Origin of the sequence: Pseudoduganella namucuonensis (assembly GCF_900116645.1) — a bacterium.
Classification (GTDB): Bacteria; Pseudomonadota; Gammaproteobacteria; order Burkholderiales; family Burkholderiaceae_D; genus Rugamonas; species Rugamonas namucuonensis.
In genome coordinates this window covers 1-16,795 of the sequence record NZ_FPBO01000044.1, presented here as the reverse complement: position 1 = coordinate 16,795, position 16,795 = coordinate 1, and the positions used below count along the sequence as shown (strand labels likewise).

At 69.5% G+C, this 16,795-nt stretch carries 13 protein-coding genes; 7 read left to right on the top strand and 6 right to left on the bottom strand.

What is annotated here, in order from left to right:
- Positions 1–21 precede the first annotated feature (21 nt).
- Entirely contained in the window at positions 22–564 is a 543-nt protein-coding gene (locus BM436_RS30885; RefSeq protein WP_093560046.1) for a MauE/DoxX family redox-associated membrane protein, read from the bottom strand.
- On the bottom strand, positions 561–1,745 hold the full coding sequence (locus tag BM436_RS30880) for an amine dehydrogenase large subunit (RefSeq protein WP_143133383.1): 1,185 nt from the start codon (positions 1,743–1,745) through the stop codon (positions 561–563). The genes BM436_RS30885 and BM436_RS30880 overlap by 4 nt, the downstream gene beginning before the upstream one ends.
- Positions 1,746–2,059: 314 nt before the next feature.
- Between BM436_RS30880 and BM436_RS30875 the strand changes: the two genes are divergently transcribed.
- Positions 2,060–3,049 carry a helix-turn-helix domain-containing protein gene (locus BM436_RS30875; RefSeq protein WP_093560042.1) on the top strand — a complete coding sequence of 330 codons (990 nt, stop codon included), beginning with the start codon at positions 2,060–2,062 and terminating at the stop codon, positions 3,047–3,049.
- Between the two features lie 41 nt (positions 3,050–3,090).
- On the opposite strand, the gene BM436_RS30870 is transcribed toward BM436_RS30875, so the two are convergent.
- From BM436_RS30870 to BM436_RS30860, 3 genes are read right to left on the bottom strand one after another with little or no spacing between them, the layout of a single operon-like run.
- Positions 3,091–3,288, bottom strand: coding sequence for a DUF2783 domain-containing protein (locus BM436_RS30870; protein WP_093560040.1), 198 nt, complete (start codon positions 3,286–3,288; stop codon positions 3,091–3,093).
- Positions 3,285–4,955 carry an FAD-dependent oxidoreductase gene (locus BM436_RS30865; RefSeq protein WP_093560038.1) on the bottom strand — a complete coding sequence of 557 codons (1,671 nt, stop codon included), beginning with the start codon at positions 4,953–4,955 and terminating at the stop codon, positions 3,285–3,287. The genes BM436_RS30870 and BM436_RS30865 overlap by 4 nt, the downstream gene beginning before the upstream one ends.
- 13 nt (positions 4,956–4,968) lie before the next feature.
- Positions 4,969–5,931 carry an MBL fold metallo-hydrolase gene (locus BM436_RS30860; protein WP_093560037.1) on the bottom strand — a complete coding sequence of 321 codons (963 nt, stop codon included), beginning with the start codon at positions 5,929–5,931 and terminating at the stop codon, positions 4,969–4,971.
- Between the two features lie 87 nt (positions 5,932–6,018).
- Between BM436_RS30860 and BM436_RS30855 the strand changes: the two genes are divergently transcribed.
- From BM436_RS30855 to BM436_RS30845, 3 genes are all read left to right on the top strand, one after another.
- The gene (locus BM436_RS30855) at positions 6,019–6,942 is read left to right on the top strand and encodes a LysR family transcriptional regulator (RefSeq protein WP_093560035.1); all 924 of its coding nucleotides are present in this window, start codon (positions 6,019–6,021) and stop codon (positions 6,940–6,942) included.
- Between the two features lie 132 nt (positions 6,943–7,074).
- Positions 7,075–8,394: an MFS transporter gene (locus tag BM436_RS30850; protein WP_093560033.1), complete on the top strand. Its 1,320-nt coding sequence runs from the start codon at positions 7,075–7,077 to the stop codon at positions 8,392–8,394.
- 191 nt (positions 8,395–8,585) lie between these two features.
- Entirely contained in the window at positions 8,586–8,831 is a 246-nt protein-coding gene (locus BM436_RS30845) for a hypothetical protein (protein WP_143133382.1), read from the top strand.
- Here BM436_RS30845 and BM436_RS30840 read toward each other — a convergent pair.
- A complete protein-coding gene (locus BM436_RS30840; RefSeq protein ID WP_093560029.1) occupies positions 8,828–10,138 on the bottom strand; it encodes a sugar MFS transporter in 1,311 nt (436 codons plus the stop codon). The two genes, BM436_RS30845 and BM436_RS30840, sit on opposite strands and share 4 nt — an antisense overlap.
- Positions 10,139–10,334: 196 nt before the next feature.
- On the opposite strand from BM436_RS30840, the gene BM436_RS30835 reads away from it, so the two are divergent.
- The 3 genes from BM436_RS30835 to BM436_RS30825 all read left to right on the top strand — a co-directional run.
- Positions 10,335–12,830: a glycosyl hydrolase 115 family protein gene (locus BM436_RS30835; protein WP_093560027.1), complete on the top strand. Its 2,496-nt coding sequence runs from the start codon at positions 10,335–10,337 to the stop codon at positions 12,828–12,830.
- Between the two features lie 121 nt (positions 12,831–12,951).
- On the top strand, positions 12,952–16,485 hold the full coding sequence (locus tag BM436_RS30830) for an EAL domain-containing protein (protein WP_093560025.1): 3,534 nt from the start codon (positions 12,952–12,954) through the stop codon (positions 16,483–16,485).
- Positions 16,486–16,574: 89 nt separating this feature from the next.
- The coding region (locus tag BM436_RS30825; RefSeq protein WP_177307656.1) for a transposase at positions 16,575–16,795 on the top strand (221 nt) is incomplete at its 3' end.

The window sequence follows — 16,795 nt, the reverse complement described above, 5'->3', positions numbered from 1 at the left end:
CTCCAGTGAATTCGTTCAAGGTCAATCCAGCACGCGCTGCGGCGGCAGGTTCGCGAGGATCTGGTTGACGGCCAGGTAGATGCCCATCAGCGCCAGCGCGCCGGCGTCCACACTCAGCCAGTCGATCCAGCCGACCGCCCGCGACGGTTCGGCGGCGGCCGTCCACGCCATGGCCAGCGCCGGCGCGGCCAGCAACAGGTTGCGCCACACCAGCGCCCAGCGGATCACCTGGCTGCCGTCCGCGCCGCCGCAGCCGCAGTCGATGGTGTCGCGGCCCTGGCGCAGGTTCCAGGCCATGGCGCCTGCGTAGGCCGCCAGCAGCAGCGCCGACGCCAGCGCGGCCAGCGGACGCGTGGCCGAGGCCAGCCAGCCCAGCGCCAGCAGCGCCTCGCAGACCGGCAGCAGCGCCGCCGCCGGCGTGTCCAGGCCGCGCGGCAGCACGCGGTAGTCCGCCACCTGCTGCTGGAACAGCCGCCAGGCCAGCAGCTTGTGGGTGGCCGCCACGCCGAACAACAGCGCGAAGAAGGCGCTCGGCAGCATGGTCAGCACCGGGTCCGCGCTCATGGCGCCTCCACGTGCAGCGACGCGGTGCCGACGGCCTCCGTGACGAACACCTTGCGCATGGAAGGCAACTCGTAGCCCACCAGCTGGCTGGTGGCGCCGTTCAGCGCGTACAGGTAGCGCGGCCCGCTCTGGCCCATCGCCAGGGCGATCGCGTCCGGCGCCTTGTGGCGCGCCACGCGCTTGCCGCTGGCCAGGTCCAGCGTCCAGATCTCCCGCGCCGGATACTTGTGCGTGCCCTCGGCGCCCTTTGGATGCATGCCCACCATCAGGCGCTTGCGCTGCGCGTCCAGCGCCAGCGGCTGGTAGCCGCCGGGGCGCCAGCCGCGCTTGCGGTCCGCCTCCGGCACGAAGGACACGGACTGCTCGATCACCGCCTGGGGGCCGCGCAGGTCGGCGCGGTGCAGCGTGCCGGTGAAGGTCACGAAGTGGTAGCGGCCGTCGAGTTCTTCGCTTTGCACGAACACGGGGTCGTCGCCGGAGTCGAAGAACTTGGTGGACACGGCGCGCTGCGCGACCTTGCCGCTTTCGTCCAGCGTCACCGTGGCCAGCTTGCCGTCGCCGCACAGCATGGAGAAGCGCAGCGCCTCGGCGGACGACGGATAGATGCCCCAGCAACCGGCGCTCGGCACCTCGGCCAGCATCGCCTTCCGCCGCAGGTCCACCACGCTGATCGAGGTGGCCGGCGTGGCGTTCTGCACGAACAAGTAGTTGCCGTCGTGCGAGGTGCGCAGCAGGCCTTTCAGGTAGGCCGCCTGGGCGCGCTTGCGCGGCAGCTCCACGTCGCCGGTCATGCGCAGCGTGTCGGCGTCGTAGATCTCCACCATGTCGTGGCGCTCGCCGTGCGTGTGGCGCGTCATGTAGGTGGTGGCCACGTAGAGCTGCTTGCGGTCCGGCGACAGCGTGTACTGGCCGGAATAGCCCGAATCGACGATGCCGGCCCACTTGCCGTCGCGGCCATCCAGCACGTGCACACGCCCGTCGTTCAGGTGGCCGATCGAAAAGTCGCCCACATAGACGCGGGGCATGTCGGCCGGCAGCGCCACGCCATCCTTCAGGCGCTCGGGTTCGAAATCGGCCGCCATGGCCTGGCCGGCCGCGCCCAGCGCGCACATCGCGGCACCGGCCGCCACGCCGCGCCGCAGGGACAGGGCCCAGCGGCTTCCTCGTTGTATCGAAATCATTGCTCTTCCCATCATCCGTTGTCAGGTTGCCGCCAATGCTGGTGGCTTGATGGAAGCTTAAGCATCGCGGGCGGCGAGCGTTATCCGGAATCGGCAGATCGCACGCGGGAAGCGGAATCCGGACCGGCGCGGCGGCGCGCTTTCACCCCGTGTTCGCCCGGTTTTGGCGCCGGGGAGGCGTCGGCGGCCAGGCCCGTACCCGGCCATCGCGTATCACAGCAACAACATCGGCGTATCGAATTGCGTTTTCCGGATATCACCCCGGCTTGCAAGCGCGTAGTATCAAGACGCACACCCACTCGCCCCCACCGACCATGGACTCCGATCCCACCCACATCCAGCGCTGGAAAACCGACGACATCGAGGAGCAATCCGGCCTGCTGCACGGCTGGGAGCAGGAATACCGCCAGCTCAGCTGCGGCAAATTCACCGGCAATGTCTCCACCGCGCGCGGCCCGCGCATGACCATCCTGGGCGAAAGCACCAACCAGTCGCTACACGAGAGCATCGTGCCGCCGGCCGGGGAGCTGGTGTTCGGGCTGGTGCTCAACCGCGACAACGCGCTGCAGGTCAACCGGCGCGAGGTCAGCACCAGCGCCCTGCTGGTGCTCGAGGGCGGCACGCAATACGACTTCTGCACCGACGGCAGCACCGACCTGCTGGGCTTCTCGATGGAGCGCGAGGTCTTTTTCGACAACGACCAGGGGCGCCACGCGGAACTGCTGCGCAACGCCATCAGGCAGAACGTGGTGCCGCTGGAGCCTGGGGCGACGATGATGCTGCGCCAGTTCTGGCTGATGCTGTCGCAGATCCTGCAGCGCGAGGAGACCTGGCCGAGCAGCATGCCGCTGTCGCTGCTGGCCGAGACGGCGCTGAACAACATCCTGCTGGCGCTGAACATGAGCAGCCTGCAGCCGGGTGAATCGCTGCCGCAGTCCTCCGAGCGCCAGGCGCTGGTGGTGCAGCGCGCCATCCGCTACATGCGCACCAACCTGGAGCGGGACTTCAGCATCGCCGACGTGTGCAACGCCACGCACGTGAGCCAGCGCACCTTGCAATACCATTTCGAGAATTGTTTGAAGATGTCGCCGCAGCAGTACCTGAAGGTGCTGCGCCTGAACACGGCGCGCAGCATGATACGCAAGCTGGGCGAGGCGCGCGCCGGCAAGGCCGCGCCGACCAGCATCGCCGAAATCGCCGCGCGCTGCGGCTACGCGCACGCCAGCCGGTTCGCCGGGGACTACAAGCGCCAGTTCGGCGACCTGCCGTCGGAGACCTTGCGGGGCGGTACGCCGCCAGCCTGAGGAGGAAGTTCACGGGGCGCCGCGCGGCGCCCCGTCCCGCCTTATTGCCCGCCGCGCGCCAGCGTCAGCGCCTGGCGCAACACATCCAGGTCGCCGATGTGGTTGGCCAGCAGCAGCACCAGTTTCGCGTTCAGCGCCTGGCTCTGCGCGTCGTCCAGGCCATGGTGGGTGTCGATCAGCAGTTCGTAGAAGGCGTCGCCGTCGGCGATGTTGGGCGCCAGGTTCAATCGCGTGCTCATGCCGCCACCTCTTGCGGGTTATGGGTTGCCCGCGCCACGGCGCGGCCGATCTTTCCAGCGTCGTAACTCCGCCAGCGCGCGCACACGTGCTGGTCCGGCCGCAGCAGGTAGCAGGTGCCCGGACGCGCGTCGTAACGCGCCGCCAGCAGGCCATCGCGGTCCTCCAGCAGGCCCGGACCGCCCCGCCCCGGCGGCGCCACCAGCAGCGTGCGCACCGGGATGGCGCCGGCCGCCAGGGTCCGCATGGCTTCGGCCCGCGCCGCGTCCACCGCCCCGCCGGTGAAGCACACGGCGGTGAAGCCGTCGCCCACGTGGGACAGGAACCAGTCCGCCGCGCCGTCCACCGTCACCGGCGCGTCCAGACAGGGCGAACCGGGACGCATCGATGGCGCGAACGGCTCGCCGTCCGCCGTGTTGAGCGGCGAATCGCCGTACACCGCCGGCACCGAGAGCCGCCCGCTGTTCACCAGCTTGCGCGCGAACGCGTGGTCCTTCGCCAGCGACAGCACGGCGTCCCGGAACACGCGGCTGATGGCGCTTTTCGGCGTGATGAAATCCGTGGCGCGGGTGGAGTTGAGGATGTTCTCGTCGGCCGCGTATTCCCGCTCGGAGGCGTAGGTGTCCAGCAGCGACGACGGCGCCTTCCCCTCCAGCACCAGCTTCAGCTTCCAGGCCAGGTTGTCGGCGTCCTGCACGCCGCTGTTGGCGCCGCGCGCGCCGAAGGGCGACACGCCATGCGCCGCATCCCCCGCGAACAGCACGCGGCCATGGCGGAAGCTGTCCATGCGCAGGCAGCAGAAGGTGTACACGCTCATCCACTCCAACTCGAACTCGGCGTGCTCGCCCAGCAGCGCCTTGATGCGCGGGATCACCCGTTCCGGCGTCTTCTCCAGCTCCGGATCGGCGTCCCAGCCCAGCTGGAAGTCGATGCGCCACACATTGTCCGGCTGGCGGTGCAACAGCACCGACTGGCCGGGGTGGAACGGCGGGTCGAACCAGAACCAGCGCTCGGTCGGGAAGTCCGCCTTCATCTTCACGTCCGCGATCAGGAAGCGGTCGCGGAAGACGCGGCCCTTGCTCTCCTGCCCCAGCATGGCGCGCAGCGGGCTGCGGCCGCCGTCGGCCGCCACCACGTAGTCGGCCCGCAGGCGGTAGTCGCCGTCCGGCGTGGACACCGTCAGCTCGACGTGATCATCGCGCTGCTCCAGCCCCGTCACGCGGCTGCGCCAGCGCAGGTCCAGCGCGGGCAGCCGCACCGCGCGGTCGTGCAGATAACCCTCCACGTAGTACTGCTGCAGGTTGACGAAGGCGGGACGGCGGTGCCCCTCCTCCGGCAACAGGTCGAAACTGTACAGCGGCTGGTCCTTGAAGAACACCTTGCCCACGTGCCAGCTCACGCCCTTTTCCGCCATGGGCTCGCCGCATTCCAGGCGGTCGAAGATCTCCAGCGTGCGCTTGGCGAAGCAGATCGCGCGCGAGCCGGTGGACAGCGTGTTGTCGTCGTCGAGCAGCACCGTGCGCACGCCCTGCCGCGCCAGGTCGATGGCGGTGGCCAGGCCCACCGGGCCGGCCCCCACCACCACCACCGGATGGCGCGCCGGCTTCGCCGCGTCCATGTCGGCGCTGCGGCGGTACTCGAAGGCCATGCTCTGATAGTCTTTATCCATATCCCCTCCGTGGTCAGTCTTGCAGCGCGTGCCACATTTCCTTGTCGCGCTCGGCGGTCCAGATGCGCGGATGCTTGATGCCCTTGGCCTCGTCCACCGCGCGCGTCACGTCGAACGGCAGGCAGTGCTCGTAGATGAAGACGTGGCCGAACTTGGGATCCATCTTCGAGCGCACGTGCGCCATGGCGCGCTTCAGGTCCATGTTTTCCGCCACGGCCTCCTTGGCGCTTTGCAGCAGCGTGCCGACGAAGTCCTTGGTGTAGTCGATGCCGGCGTTGACCTCGGCGGCGTTCAGCAGGGCCGGGCCGCGTCCCGGCACCAGCTTCTCGGCGCCCAGCGCGCGCAGCGCCTCCAGCGTGGCCGGCCATTCCTCCAGTTGCGCGTCGCCGGTGTAGGCGGCCGCGTCGTACTCCACCAGGTCGCCGGAGAAGCAGATCTTCTGCGACGGCAGCCACGCGATGGTGTCGCCCTTGGTGTGGCCCATGCCGATGTGCGCCAGCCTCACCTCCAGCTTGCCCATGAAGATGGTCATCTCCTTCTCGAACACCATGGTCGGCCAGCTCAGGCCGGGCACCGATTCCACGCCGGCGAACAGGCGCGGGAAGCGTTCGATTTCCGAGCGCATGTCCTGCTCGCCGCGCTCGACGATCAGTTCATGGGTGCCGCGCGAGGCGATGATCTGCTGCGCGCCCTCGGCGAAGTAGGCGGAGGCGCCCAGCACCCGCACCGCGTGGTAGTGCGACAGCACCACGTACTTGATCGGCAGGTCGGTGACCGAGCGGATATGCCTGATCAACGCCTGCGCCATCACCGGGGTGGCGGTGGTGTCGATCACCATCACGCCGTCGTCGCCGATGATCACGCCGGAATTCGGGTCGCCCTCGGCGGTGTAGGCGTAGGCGTTGTCGGACAGCTTGATGAAGCTGGTTTTCTTTTCTTCCAGGTCTGCCTGGGAGGCGAACTGTTTTGCACTCATGACGATTTATCTCCAGTTTGTTGGGCCAGTCACCACAGCATACGATCGGGAGTATTATGTGTAAATCGCACAGCCATCATTACACGTATGAATCCCATACATAACACTGAACTGGACCTGAACCTCTTGCCCGTCTTCGACGCGCTGATACGCGTGCGCAACGTGAGCCGCGCGGCCGAGGAGCTGGGCATGTCGCAGAGCGCCGTGAGCCACGCGCTCAAGCGCCTGCGCCTGTTCTTCGCCGATCCCTTGTTCCTCAAGACCGGCGCCGGCATGCAGCCCACGCCCAAGGCGCTGGAGCTGGTGCGGCCGGTGCTGGCGGTGATGGGCACCGTGCGCGCCGACCTGCTGGTGCACGAGGGCTTCGACGCCGCCACCTCCCGGCGCAGCTTCGGCCTGTGCCTGACCGACATGGGGGAGCTGATCTTCCTGCCGCGGCTGATCGAGCGGCTGCGCCAGGTGGCGCCGTCCTGCACCCTGCGCACCTTGCAGGTGGCGCCGCGCCAGGTGTTCGCGGCGCTGGAGAGCGGCGAGGCGGACCTCGCCATGGGCTCGCTGCACTCGATGCCGGAGGGCCTGTTCCAGCAGCAGCTGTTCATGCGCACCTTCGTCACCATCGTCAACCGCAACAACAAGGGCATAGGCGCGGCCATGTCGGCCGAGCGGTTCTTCGCCATGGAGCACATCGTGGTGTCGCTGTCCGGCCGCCGCGAGGACAGCTACGACAGCGTGATCGACCAGCTGGACGGCCGGCGCCGCGTCTACCTCACCACGCCGCACTTCCTCACGGTGCCGATGATCATCGAGCAGAATCCGCAACTGATCGCCACCGTGCCGCGCGAACTGGCCACGGAGTTCGTGCGCTACAAGACGGTGCGGATGGTGGAGACTCCGGTCAAGCTGCCGCCGTTCGCCATCCGCCAGCACTGGCACCCGCGCTACCACCACGACGCCGCCAACACCTGGCTGCGCAAGCTGGTGAAGGACGTGTTCGACGGCCGGCCCGAGTAGGCGGTATATGAACATTGTTCATATCAACTATGACAGGCCCGCGATTTACACATAACCATCCACCTCCTACCATGCGTTGACCGACCGGCACGCCGAAGGCCCGCGGCCCGCTCAACGCATAAGGAGACCATCATGCACACCACACTCGCCGGCGTCCAGCCGGCCCAGGCCACCGCCGATTCCGGCACCGACAACGCCCTGTACCGCAAGGTTTCCCTGCGCATCATCCCCTTCCTCTTCATCTGCTACGTGGTGTCCTTCCTGGACCGCATCAACATCGGCTTCGCGCAATTGCAGATGAAGCAGGACCTGGGCTTCAGCGACGCCATGTACGGCCTGGGGGCCGCCGTGTTCTACGTCGGCTACGTGCTGTTCGAGGTGCCGAGCAACCTGCTGCTGGAGCGCTTCGGCGCGCGCAAGACCTTCGTGCGCATCATGCTGCTGTGGGGCGCCGCTTCGGTGGCGATGATGTGGGTGTCCACGCCCACGCAGTTCTACACGCTGCGCTTCCTGCTCGGCGTGTTCGAGGCCGGCTTCTTCCCCGGCATCGTGCTCTACCTCACCTACTGGTATCCCGCGCTGCGGCGCGCGTCCGTGCTGTCGTTCTTCTTCGCCGGCGTGGCCGTGGCCGGGGTGCTGGGCGGGCTGGTGTCCGGATGGATCATGCGCGACATGGCGGGCGTGCTGGGCATGCGCGGCTGGCAGTGGATGTTCGCCATCGAGGGCTCGCCGGCGCTGCTGCTGGCGCTCGTCGCCCACTACTACCTGGACGACCGCCCGGCCCGGGCCTCATGGCTGAGCGGCGCCGAGAAGGCGCGGCTGGCGGCCAACCTGGCCGATGAGCAAAGCGGGACCGCGCCGGGCGCGGGCCGCCGGGGCCTGTCCTCCGTGCTCGCCAATCCGCTGGTCTACCTGTTCGCCTTCATCTACTTCACGCTGACCTGCGCCTCGCTCACGCTGAGCTTCTGGATGCCCATCATGATCCGCGAGCTGGGGGTGGCCGACGTGCTCCTGGTGAGCCTCTATTCGGTGATCCCGAACGCGGTGGGCGCCGTCGCCGTCATCGTCATCGCGCGCCGCTCGGACCGCGGCGCGCAACACCGCAAATACTTCGCCTGCTGCGTGGCGGGCGGCGCCATCGCGCTGTCGATGCTGGCGCTGAACCCGGGCGGCCTGCCGGCGGCGCTGGCGCTGCTGTCGCTGGCCACCGCGCTGATCTTCTCGGCGCTGCCCATCTTCTGGGCCATCCCCACCGCCCACCTGCCGCAATCGGCGCGGGCCGGCGGCATCGCCGTCATCAGCAGCGTCGGCATCACCAGCGGCATCGCCGCGCCGTGGGTCATCGGCCAGATCAAGACCGCCACCGGCGGCATGGAATACGCGCTCTATCTGCTGAGCTCGCTGCTGGTGCTGAGCGCGGTGGCCCTGCTGGCGGGTTTGAAGCGCCGCTGAGCCCGCCAGTCCTCGATCGGACGAGCTCGCTTCTATTGCAGAGCGCAATGGATTACGCGGCGCGATAAGGCACGCGGACACGGCAAAAATGCGTCCTTGTGTGAGATAGACCACATACGCGCCGCCCGGGCTTTGTCACAGTGAGCCTTTGCCTATCGAGGGTTGTAATGGAACCGAGGGAAGAGAGCAAGATGAAAGGCGCGGATCAGCGTCGGAATGTCGAGGTGGCGAGGAAGGTGGACGCGGCGCTGGAACTGGTGCCCGTCGAGGGCGTGGGTCCGGCTTTCGAGTTCATGCAAATACTGGGCGTGGAGCGCAGCGTGGCGTTGCGGGTGCTGACCGCGCCGCGCTTCCATCGCAAGGTCGATAGACGGCAGGGCTCGGCACTACAGGCCGAGCACACCGAGACGGGGGGCCGCCCCCCGCTGGAACGTTAGGCCTCGGCGTAGGCGTTGGTGGCGCGCGCGCCCCACAGCGCGTAGAACAGCGTGTACAGCTCGCACGCCGCCGTCAGCAGGAAGGACGCCTGCAGGCCGAAGGTGTCGGCCAGCCAGCCCTGCACCACCACCAGCGCGCCGCCGGCGATGGCCATGATCAGCAGTCCGGCGCCCTTCTCCGTCAGCGGGCCCAGGCCGCGGATGCCGAGCGTGAAGATGGTGGGGAACATCACGGAGTGGAACAGGCCCACCGCGATCAGCGCCCACATGGCCAGCTGGCCGCTGGCGAAGGTCGCCACCAGCATCACGGCGCAGGCGCCCACGCTGGCGCCGGCCAGCACGCGCTCGGCGGAGATGGTGCGCATCAGCGCGCTGCCGACGAAGCGGCCCACCATCATCCCGCCCCACAGCAGGAACAGGTAGTGCGCGCCCTGCTCGTGGCTCAGGTTGCCGATGTCCGGCAGGGCCACGAAGTTGATGAACAGGTTGGCCACGCCGATCTCGGCGATCAGGTAGATGAAGATGGCCGGCACGCCGAACACCAGGTTGCGGTGGCGCCACAGCGAATGCGTGGCGCGCTCCTCGGCGGCGGCGGGCGCCGCGCCCGCGCTTTTCGCCGCGTGCATCTCCGGCAGCGGATAGCGCGCGATCACCAGCGCCAGCACCACCAGCACGGCCGCCACGATCAGGTAGGGCAGTTGCACCGCCTGCGCGTCCGCCAGGCGCTCGGCCTGGGTCAGCACGTGGCCCGCCTCGGCGGTGCCGGCGTTGGAGCGGCCCAGGATCAGGTAGGCGCCGAACAGCGGCGCGAAAGTGGTGCCGAGGGAATTGAAGGCCTGCACCAGGTTCAGGCGCGAGGACGCCGTCTGCGGCGAACCCACCACCGCCACGTAGGGGTTGGCCGCCACCTGCAGCAGCGTGATGCCGCAGGCGATCACGAACAGCGCGCACAGGGTGACGATGTAGGAAGGCAGGCGGGCCGCCGGTATCATCATCAGCGAGCCCGCCGCCATCACGCACAGCCCCGTCACCAGCGACTTCTTGTAGCCGACCCTCTCGATCAGCCGCGCCGACGGGATGGAGGCGACGAAATAGGCGATGAACCACACCGATTCGATCAGCGTCGTCTGCGTGTAGTTCAGGTCGAACACGCTGCGCAGGTGGGGCAGCAGCGTGTTGTTGATGACGGTGATGAAGCCCCAGGTGAAGAACAAGCTGGCCAGCAGGGACATGATCGAACGGTGGCTGGTGCTCGCGAACGGGGTCGCGGCCAGCGGGGCGCTGGCGGTGGAAAGCGGCGGGGCCATGGGGGATCCTTGGTGAGGGTGCTTGCCAATACCGTAACGCATCGCCAAGCCGCTGACCAATCACAAAAAAACCCGCCGCGATACGCTTTTCGATATGGCCCAAGGCAAAAAAAGCATACCTCCCGACTGAAATATTAGTGCTTTAATAGCGGCTTCCACGCTACCATTCCGTCACCATCACCGCATCGACGCCCCCATGACACCAATCACCATCCCGGCCCGCCTGGCCGCCGCCCTGGCGCTGACCCTGCCCCTCTGCGCCGGCGCGGCCACGCTCTACGATGGCAAACAGCTCGCCACGCTGGTCCACGAGGACCACCCCACCCTGGCGCTGGCCGCCCGCATGCTGGGGCGCGACCTGCAAGCCCTCGGCGGCCAGGCGCCAACGCTGGGCACCCGCTTGGCCGATTGCGGCGCGACCTGTGTCGTCATCGCCCGCCACGATTCGGCGCTGGCGCGCGCCGTCGCCGACGAAGCCGGCGTGAAGCTGGACGAACTGCGCGGCGAATGGGAACGCTACAAGCGCGTGGTGGTCCCGTCCCGCGCGCCCGGCCGCACTTACGTGCTGATCGCCGGCTCCGACCCGCGCGGCGCCGTGTACGGCGTGGTGGACCTGACGCGCGAGATCGGCGTCTCCGCCTGGGAATGGTGGGCCGACGTGGCGCCCCGCCGGGCCGCCGCCGTGGCCATCGCCGACACGCCGGTGCTGTCGTCCGCGCCGTCCGTGCGCTACCGGGGCGTGTTCCTCAACGACGAGGACTGGGGCCTGCAGCCCTGGGCCGCCAAGACCTACGACACGGCCAGCAAGGACATCGGCCCCGCCACCTACGCGCGCATCTATGAACTGCTGTGGCGCCTGAAGGCCAACACCGTCTGGCCGGCCATGCACGACTCGACCAAGCCGTTCTACCAGATCGCCGGCAACGCCGAGATGGCGCGCGACTACGGCATCGTGGTCGGCACCTCGCACGCCGAGCCCATGATGCGCAACAACGTGCGCGAATGGCGGAAGGAGGACGGCGCCTTCAACTTCTTCACCAACCGCGGCAACATGCTGCGCTACTGGCAGGCGCGCGTGGACCAGGTGAAGGACTTCGACAACATCTACAGCCTGGGCCTGCGCGGCGTCCACGACTCGCCGATGGAGGGCGCGGACACGCCCGAGCGGGCGCGCGACGCCGTGGCCGAGGTGATCGACCTGCAGCGCGCCATGCTGGCCAGGTCCAAGGGCCGCAAGGTGGAGGAAGTGCCGCAGGCCCTCACCCTCTACAAGGAGGTGCTGGACGTGTACAAGGCCGGCCTGAAGGTGCCCGGCGACGTCACGCTGGTCTGGCCCGACGACAACTACGGCTACATCCAGCAGCTCAACACGCCGGCGGAGAACGCCCGCCCCGGCGGCGCCGGCGTCTATTACCACCTCTCCTACTGGGGCCGGCCGCACGACTACCTGTGGCTGGGCACCACCCACCCCGCGCTGGTGCGCGAGCAGTTGGACCGCGCCTACCAGACCGGCGCGCGCGCCATGTGGATCGCCAACGTGGGCGATATCAAGCCGCTCGAATACCTGACCCAGTACTTCCTCGACCTGGCCTTCGACCAAAGCCTGTCCGCGCAAACGCCGGAACAGCACATGCGCGCCTGGTACGCCAAGCAGTTCGGCGCCGCGCGGGCCGCGCCCATCGCCGCGCTGATGCGGGAATTCTACGACCTGGCCTGGGAGCGCCGCCCCGAATTCATGGGATTCGGCCAGACCGAGCCCACCACGCCGAACGGCGCCAACGCCTATGTGCGATCCGGCGGCGACGAGGCGCGCCGCCGCCTGGCCCGCTACGAGGCCATGGCCGGCAAGGCCGAGGAGATCGCCGCCGCGCTGCCGCCGGAACGGCGGGACGCCTATTTCGAGCTGGTGCTGTACCCGGTGCGGGCCGCCGCCAGCCTGAACGCGCGCATCCTCAAGCTGGAACTGGCGGCGGTGCTGGCGCGCCAGGGACAGGCGGGGGCGCGGGAGCAGGTCGACCAGGCCAGGGCCGCGCACGCGGCGCTGGTGGCCGACACGGCGCGCTACAACGCGCTGGCCGGCGGCAAATGGCGCCACATGATGGACCTGGCGCCGCGCCGCCTGCCGGTGTTCCTCGAACCGGTGTACCCCGGCTATCCCGCGCCTGCCAGGCCGCTGGCGCTGCCGGCGAACAAGGCGCGCGCCGTGTCGTTCGCGGCGGCGTCGGCCCGCCCGAACCCGCAATGGGAGGTGGTGCCCGGGCTGGGCAGCAAGGGCGGCAGCCTGCGCAGCCTGTTGTCGCTGCCGTCGGTGGACGCGGCAGGCGCGTCAGCCGTGGCGGCCACCATCCCTCCGCTGGAATACAGCTTCGAGCACAAGGGAGCGGGCGCGGCGACGATCAAACTGGTGGCCGTGCCGGTGCATCCGCTGACCTCCGCCAACGGCCTGCGGCTGGGCGTCAGCGTGGACGGCGGACCGGTCGAGGTGCTGGATTACCGCACCCACGGACGCAGCGACGAATGGAAGCGCAACGTGCTGGGCAATAGCGCCGTGCGCGCCCTGTCCCGTCCGTGGTTGGCCGCCGGCGCGCACACGCTGCGGGTGTACGCGCTCGACCCCGGCTTCGTGCTGGACCGCGTCGACGTCGTGCCCGACGGCGCCCCCGACCACTACGGCGCGCCGCCCGAAAAATAACCCTGGGTTATTTATGCGCCAGCGCCGCCGGGGCCCGCGCCCCGCACGCCGGACGGATGCATTTTCTCCGTCGTTCGGCTACCATCGGCATAAGCAAGAACGCCTATCCGGTGACCCGCAGATGAAGCCGCTAGACAGGAACGAGCAGGCCCGCCTGGCCGAGCTCTACTCGTTCAACATCCTCGACACGCCCGCCGACGCCGGCCTGGGCCGGCTGGCCGGCCTGGCGGCGCGGCAGTGCGGCATGCCGATCGCCGTCGTGACGATGGTGGACGCGGACCGCCAGTGGTACAAGTGCGCCATCGGCCTGGACTTCCGGCAGACCTGCCGCTCCATCTCCTTCTGCGCCCGCACCGTCGAGGCGGGCGAGCCGCTGGTGGTCGGCGACGCCCGCCGCGATCCGCGCTTCGAGCGCAACCCGCTGGTCACCGGCCCGCCCCACCTGGTGTTCTACGCCGGCGTGCCGCTGACCACGGCGCGCCACCACGTGCTGGGCGCGCTCGCCGTGTTCGACACCCGCCCGCGCGCCATCACGCCGGGCCAACTGGGCCTGCTGGAGGTGCTGGCCGAGCAGGTCATGGCGCGGCTGGAGCTGCGCCGCCACGCCGCGCTGCTGGAGGCGCTGCGGGCCTCCGGGGAGCGCTACATGCACGCGGCGCGGGCCTCGCTGTGGGACTGGCAGCTGCCGGGCACGCGCATCGAGTACGGCGAGCGCTTCCGCGCCATGCTGGGCTATTCCGCCGCCGAGTTCCCGGACTGCACCGACAGCCTGCTGGCCGTGCTGCACCCCGACGACCGCGCGGCCACGCGTTTCGCGCTGGCCCGCCACCTTCGGCGGCGGCGGCAGGAGCCGGTGCGCCTGGAGTTCCGCCTGCGCACCCGGGCGCGCGGCTACCGCTGGCTGGAAACCACCGCGCAGGGCATCTGGGCGCCGTCGGGCCGGCCGCTGCGCGTGGTCGGTTCGACGGTGGACATCCACGAGCGCAAGGTCACCACGGTGGAGCTGGCGCGCAGCAACCGCGCCCTGCAAATGCTGAGCCGCTGCAACGAGGAGGTCACCCGCGCGGCCGACGAGCCACAGCTGGTGGCGCGCGTGTGCCGGCTGGCGGTGGAGCTGGGCGGCTACGACATGGCGTGGGTCAGCCAGGCCAACGACGACGCGGCGCGCAGCATCAAGCCGGTGGCCTGGTACCCCGACGACGAGCGCGGCGCGCTGCTGGCGGAGCTGCCGTTGACCTGGTCGCTGTTCGGCGCCAGCGGCGAGCCCTGCGGCCAGGCCGTGCTGAGCGGCCAACCGGTGGTCTGCGCGGACTTCCCGGCCGCGCTGGGCGAGGCCGCGCCCGCGCTGCGGCGGGCCGGCTTCCAGACCCTGGTGGCCCTGCCCCTGCGCGACAAGGACCACAACTTCGGCCTGGTGGCCCTGATGTCGGCGCGCGAGCGCGAGGTGTCGCCGGAGGAGGTGTGCCTGCTGCGCGAACTGGTGGACGACCTGGCGATCGGCATCGCCAACCTGCGCGCCGAGAGCGAGCGCGACCGCCTGCGGCGCGCCGTGGTCAAGGTCGCGGCCGGGGTGTGCGCCCGCTCCGGCACCGCCTTCTTCGAAAGCCTGCTGGGCAACCTGGGCGAGGCGGTGGGCGCGCGGGCCAGCTTCGTCGCCCGCCTGCTGCCCGGCGAGCCGCCCACCGCGCGCACGCTGGTGGCCATGGTGGACGGCCGGCTGGTCGACAATTTCGACTACCGCGTGGCCGGCAGCCCGTGCGAGAACCTGGCCGGCGCCGACCACTGGGTGGTCACGGACCGGCTGCGCGCCAGCTTCCCGCCGGCCAGCCCGCTGGGCGGCCTGGCGCCCAGCGCCTACGCCGGCCAGGCCCTGATCGACTCGTCCGGCCAGCGGCTCGGTTTCCTGTGCGCGCTGTTCGCCGAGCCGCTGCAAACGCACGACGTGATCCTCTCGACCATGCGCATCTTCGCCGCGCGCGTGGCCTTCGAGCTGGAGCGCGAGATCGCCGACGCGCGCATCCTGGACCAGGCCGCGCTGCTGGACAAGGCGCAGGACGCGATCATCGCGCGCGGCCTCGATTCCACCATCCTGTTCTGGAACAAGGGCGCCGAGCGGCTCTACGGCTGGGCGGCCGAGGAGGCCATCGGCCGCTCGCTGCCGGAGCTGGTGCAGAGCAGCGGCGGCGACCTGCCCGGCATGCACGACGACCTGATGCGCCGCGGCGAGTGCAGCGGCGAGCTGGAACAGCGCCGCAAGGACGGCGGCGCGCTGGTGGTCGAGGGTCGCTGGTCGCTGGTGCGCGACAGCGACGGCGCGCCGAAGTCGGTGCTGGAGATCAACACCGACATCTCGCGGCGCAAGGCCGACGAGCGCCAGATCCGCAGGCTGGCCTTCTACGATTCCCTGACCGGGCTGCCGAACCGCGCGCTGCTGCTGGACCGGCTGGGCCACGCCTTCGCCGCCTGCGGCCGCGCGCGCGGCGCCGGCGCCCTGCTGTTCATCGACCTCGACAACTTCAAGAGCCTGAACGACACCCTCGGCCACGACCAGGGCGACGTGCTGCTGCGCCAGGTGGCCGGGCGCCTGCGGCACTGCGTGCGCACCAGCGACACCGTGGCCCGCCTCGGCGGCGACGAGTTCGTGATCCTGATGGAAAACCTGCCGCCGGCGGCCGGCGAGGCCAGCTCGGCGGCGCGGCTGCTGGCCGACAAGATCCTGGCCGCCTTCGTCGAGGTGTTCGCGCTGGGGATCACCGAGCACCGCGCCACGCCCAGCATCGGCATCGCCCTGTTCGACGGCCGCGCCGGCTCCATCGACGAGTTGCTGCGCTGGGCCGACCTGGCCATGTACCAGGCCAAGGCGGCCGGGCGCAACACCATGCGCTTCTTCGACCCGCGCATGCAGGCCGCCGTGTCGAGCCGGGTGGCGCTGGAGGCGGACCTGCGCAACGGCCTGCTGCGCGGCGAGTTCGTGGTCTACCACCAGCCGCAGTTCGACACCCACCTGAAGCTGATCGGCGCCGAGGCGCTGGTGCGCTGGCGCCATCCGGCCCGCGGCCTGATCTGCCCCGGCGAGTTCATCGCGCTGGCCGAGGAGACCGGCCTGATCGTCCCGCTGGGCGGCTGGATGCTGGAGCGCGCCTGCGCGCACCTGGCCCGCTGGGCGCGGCGCGCCGAGACCCGCGAACTGACGCTGGCGGCCAACGTCAGCATCCGCCAGTTCCGCCAAGCCGGCTTCGTCGAGGAGGTGTTGGACGTGCTGGCGCGCACCGGCGCCAATCCGGCCCGGCTGAAACTGGAGCTGACGGAGAGCCTGCTGATCAGCGACGTCGAGTCCACCGTGGCCACGATGGCCGCGCTCAAGCGCGCCGGCGTCGGCTTCTCGCTCGACGATTTCGGCACCGGCTACTCGTCGCTGGCCTACCTCAAGCGACTGCCGCTGGACCAGCTCAAGATCGACCGCTCCTTCGTGCGCGACATCACCACCGACGCCAACGACGCCGCCATCGCCCGCACCATCATCGCGCTGGGGCACAGCCTGGGTCTGGCCATCATCGCCGAGGGCGTCGAAACCGAGGAGCAGCGCCAGCTCCTGCAGGAGAACGGCTGCGACGCCTTCCAGGGCTTCCTGCTGGGGCCGCCCGCCGCCGCCTAGCCCGGATATTTCATGAGAAGAGGTCGGCGGCCACGCCATGAAGCGCGTTGTTATTGGTTCTCACGCCTAACAACAACCGAGGACCGCCGATGCCAAATTGTACCGTTGAACCAGTGGATTTGGGGAGGGTCGGACGCCGCGTGATTGAGGCGGCATTCGATGGCGGCGATATCGTCAGTGATGGTGGCGTGCTGCTGCTGCGGCAGGTCGACCAACGCATTGGCTTGACCAAGTCGATCGCGCGCGTGTTCGATGACCAGCGCCGTCGCGCCAGCGTTGCACACAGCATGCGGGACCTGCTTGCGCAGCG

Bases quoted from the DNA above. Each gene is read 5' to 3' on its own strand.
- BM436_RS30885 (WP_093560046.1), bottom strand. From the start codon at position 564: ATGAGCGCGGACCCGGTGCTGACCATGCTGCCGAGCGCCTTCTTCGCG.
- BM436_RS30880 (WP_143133383.1), bottom strand. From the start codon at position 1,745: ATGATTTCGATACAACGAGGAAGCCGCTGGGCCCTGTCCCTGCGGCGC.
- BM436_RS30875 (WP_093560042.1), top strand. From the start codon at position 2,060: ATGGACTCCGATCCCACCCACATCCAGCGCTGGAAAACCGACGACATC.
- BM436_RS30870 (WP_093560040.1), bottom strand. From the start codon at position 3,288: ATGAGCACGCGATTGAACCTGGCGCCCAACATCGCCGACGGCGACGCC.
- BM436_RS30865 (WP_093560038.1), bottom strand. From the start codon at position 4,955: ATGGATAAAGACTATCAGAGCATGGCCTTCGAGTACCGCCGCAGCGCC.
- BM436_RS30860 (WP_093560037.1), bottom strand. From the start codon at position 5,931: ATGAGTGCAAAACAGTTCGCCTCCCAGGCAGACCTGGAAGAAAAGAAA.
- BM436_RS30855 (WP_093560035.1), top strand. From the start codon at position 6,019: ATGAATCCCATACATAACACTGAACTGGACCTGAACCTCTTGCCCGTC.
- BM436_RS30850 (WP_093560033.1), top strand. From the start codon at position 7,075: ATGCACACCACACTCGCCGGCGTCCAGCCGGCCCAGGCCACCGCCGAT.
- BM436_RS30845 (WP_143133382.1), top strand. From the start codon at position 8,586: ATGAAAGGCGCGGATCAGCGTCGGAATGTCGAGGTGGCGAGGAAGGTG.
- BM436_RS30840 (WP_093560029.1), bottom strand. From the start codon at position 10,138: ATGGCCCCGCCGCTTTCCACCGCCAGCGCCCCGCTGGCCGCGACCCCG.
- BM436_RS30835 (WP_093560027.1), top strand. From the start codon at position 10,335: ATGACACCAATCACCATCCCGGCCCGCCTGGCCGCCGCCCTGGCGCTG.
- BM436_RS30830 (WP_093560025.1), top strand. From the start codon at position 12,952: ATGAAGCCGCTAGACAGGAACGAGCAGGCCCGCCTGGCCGAGCTCTAC.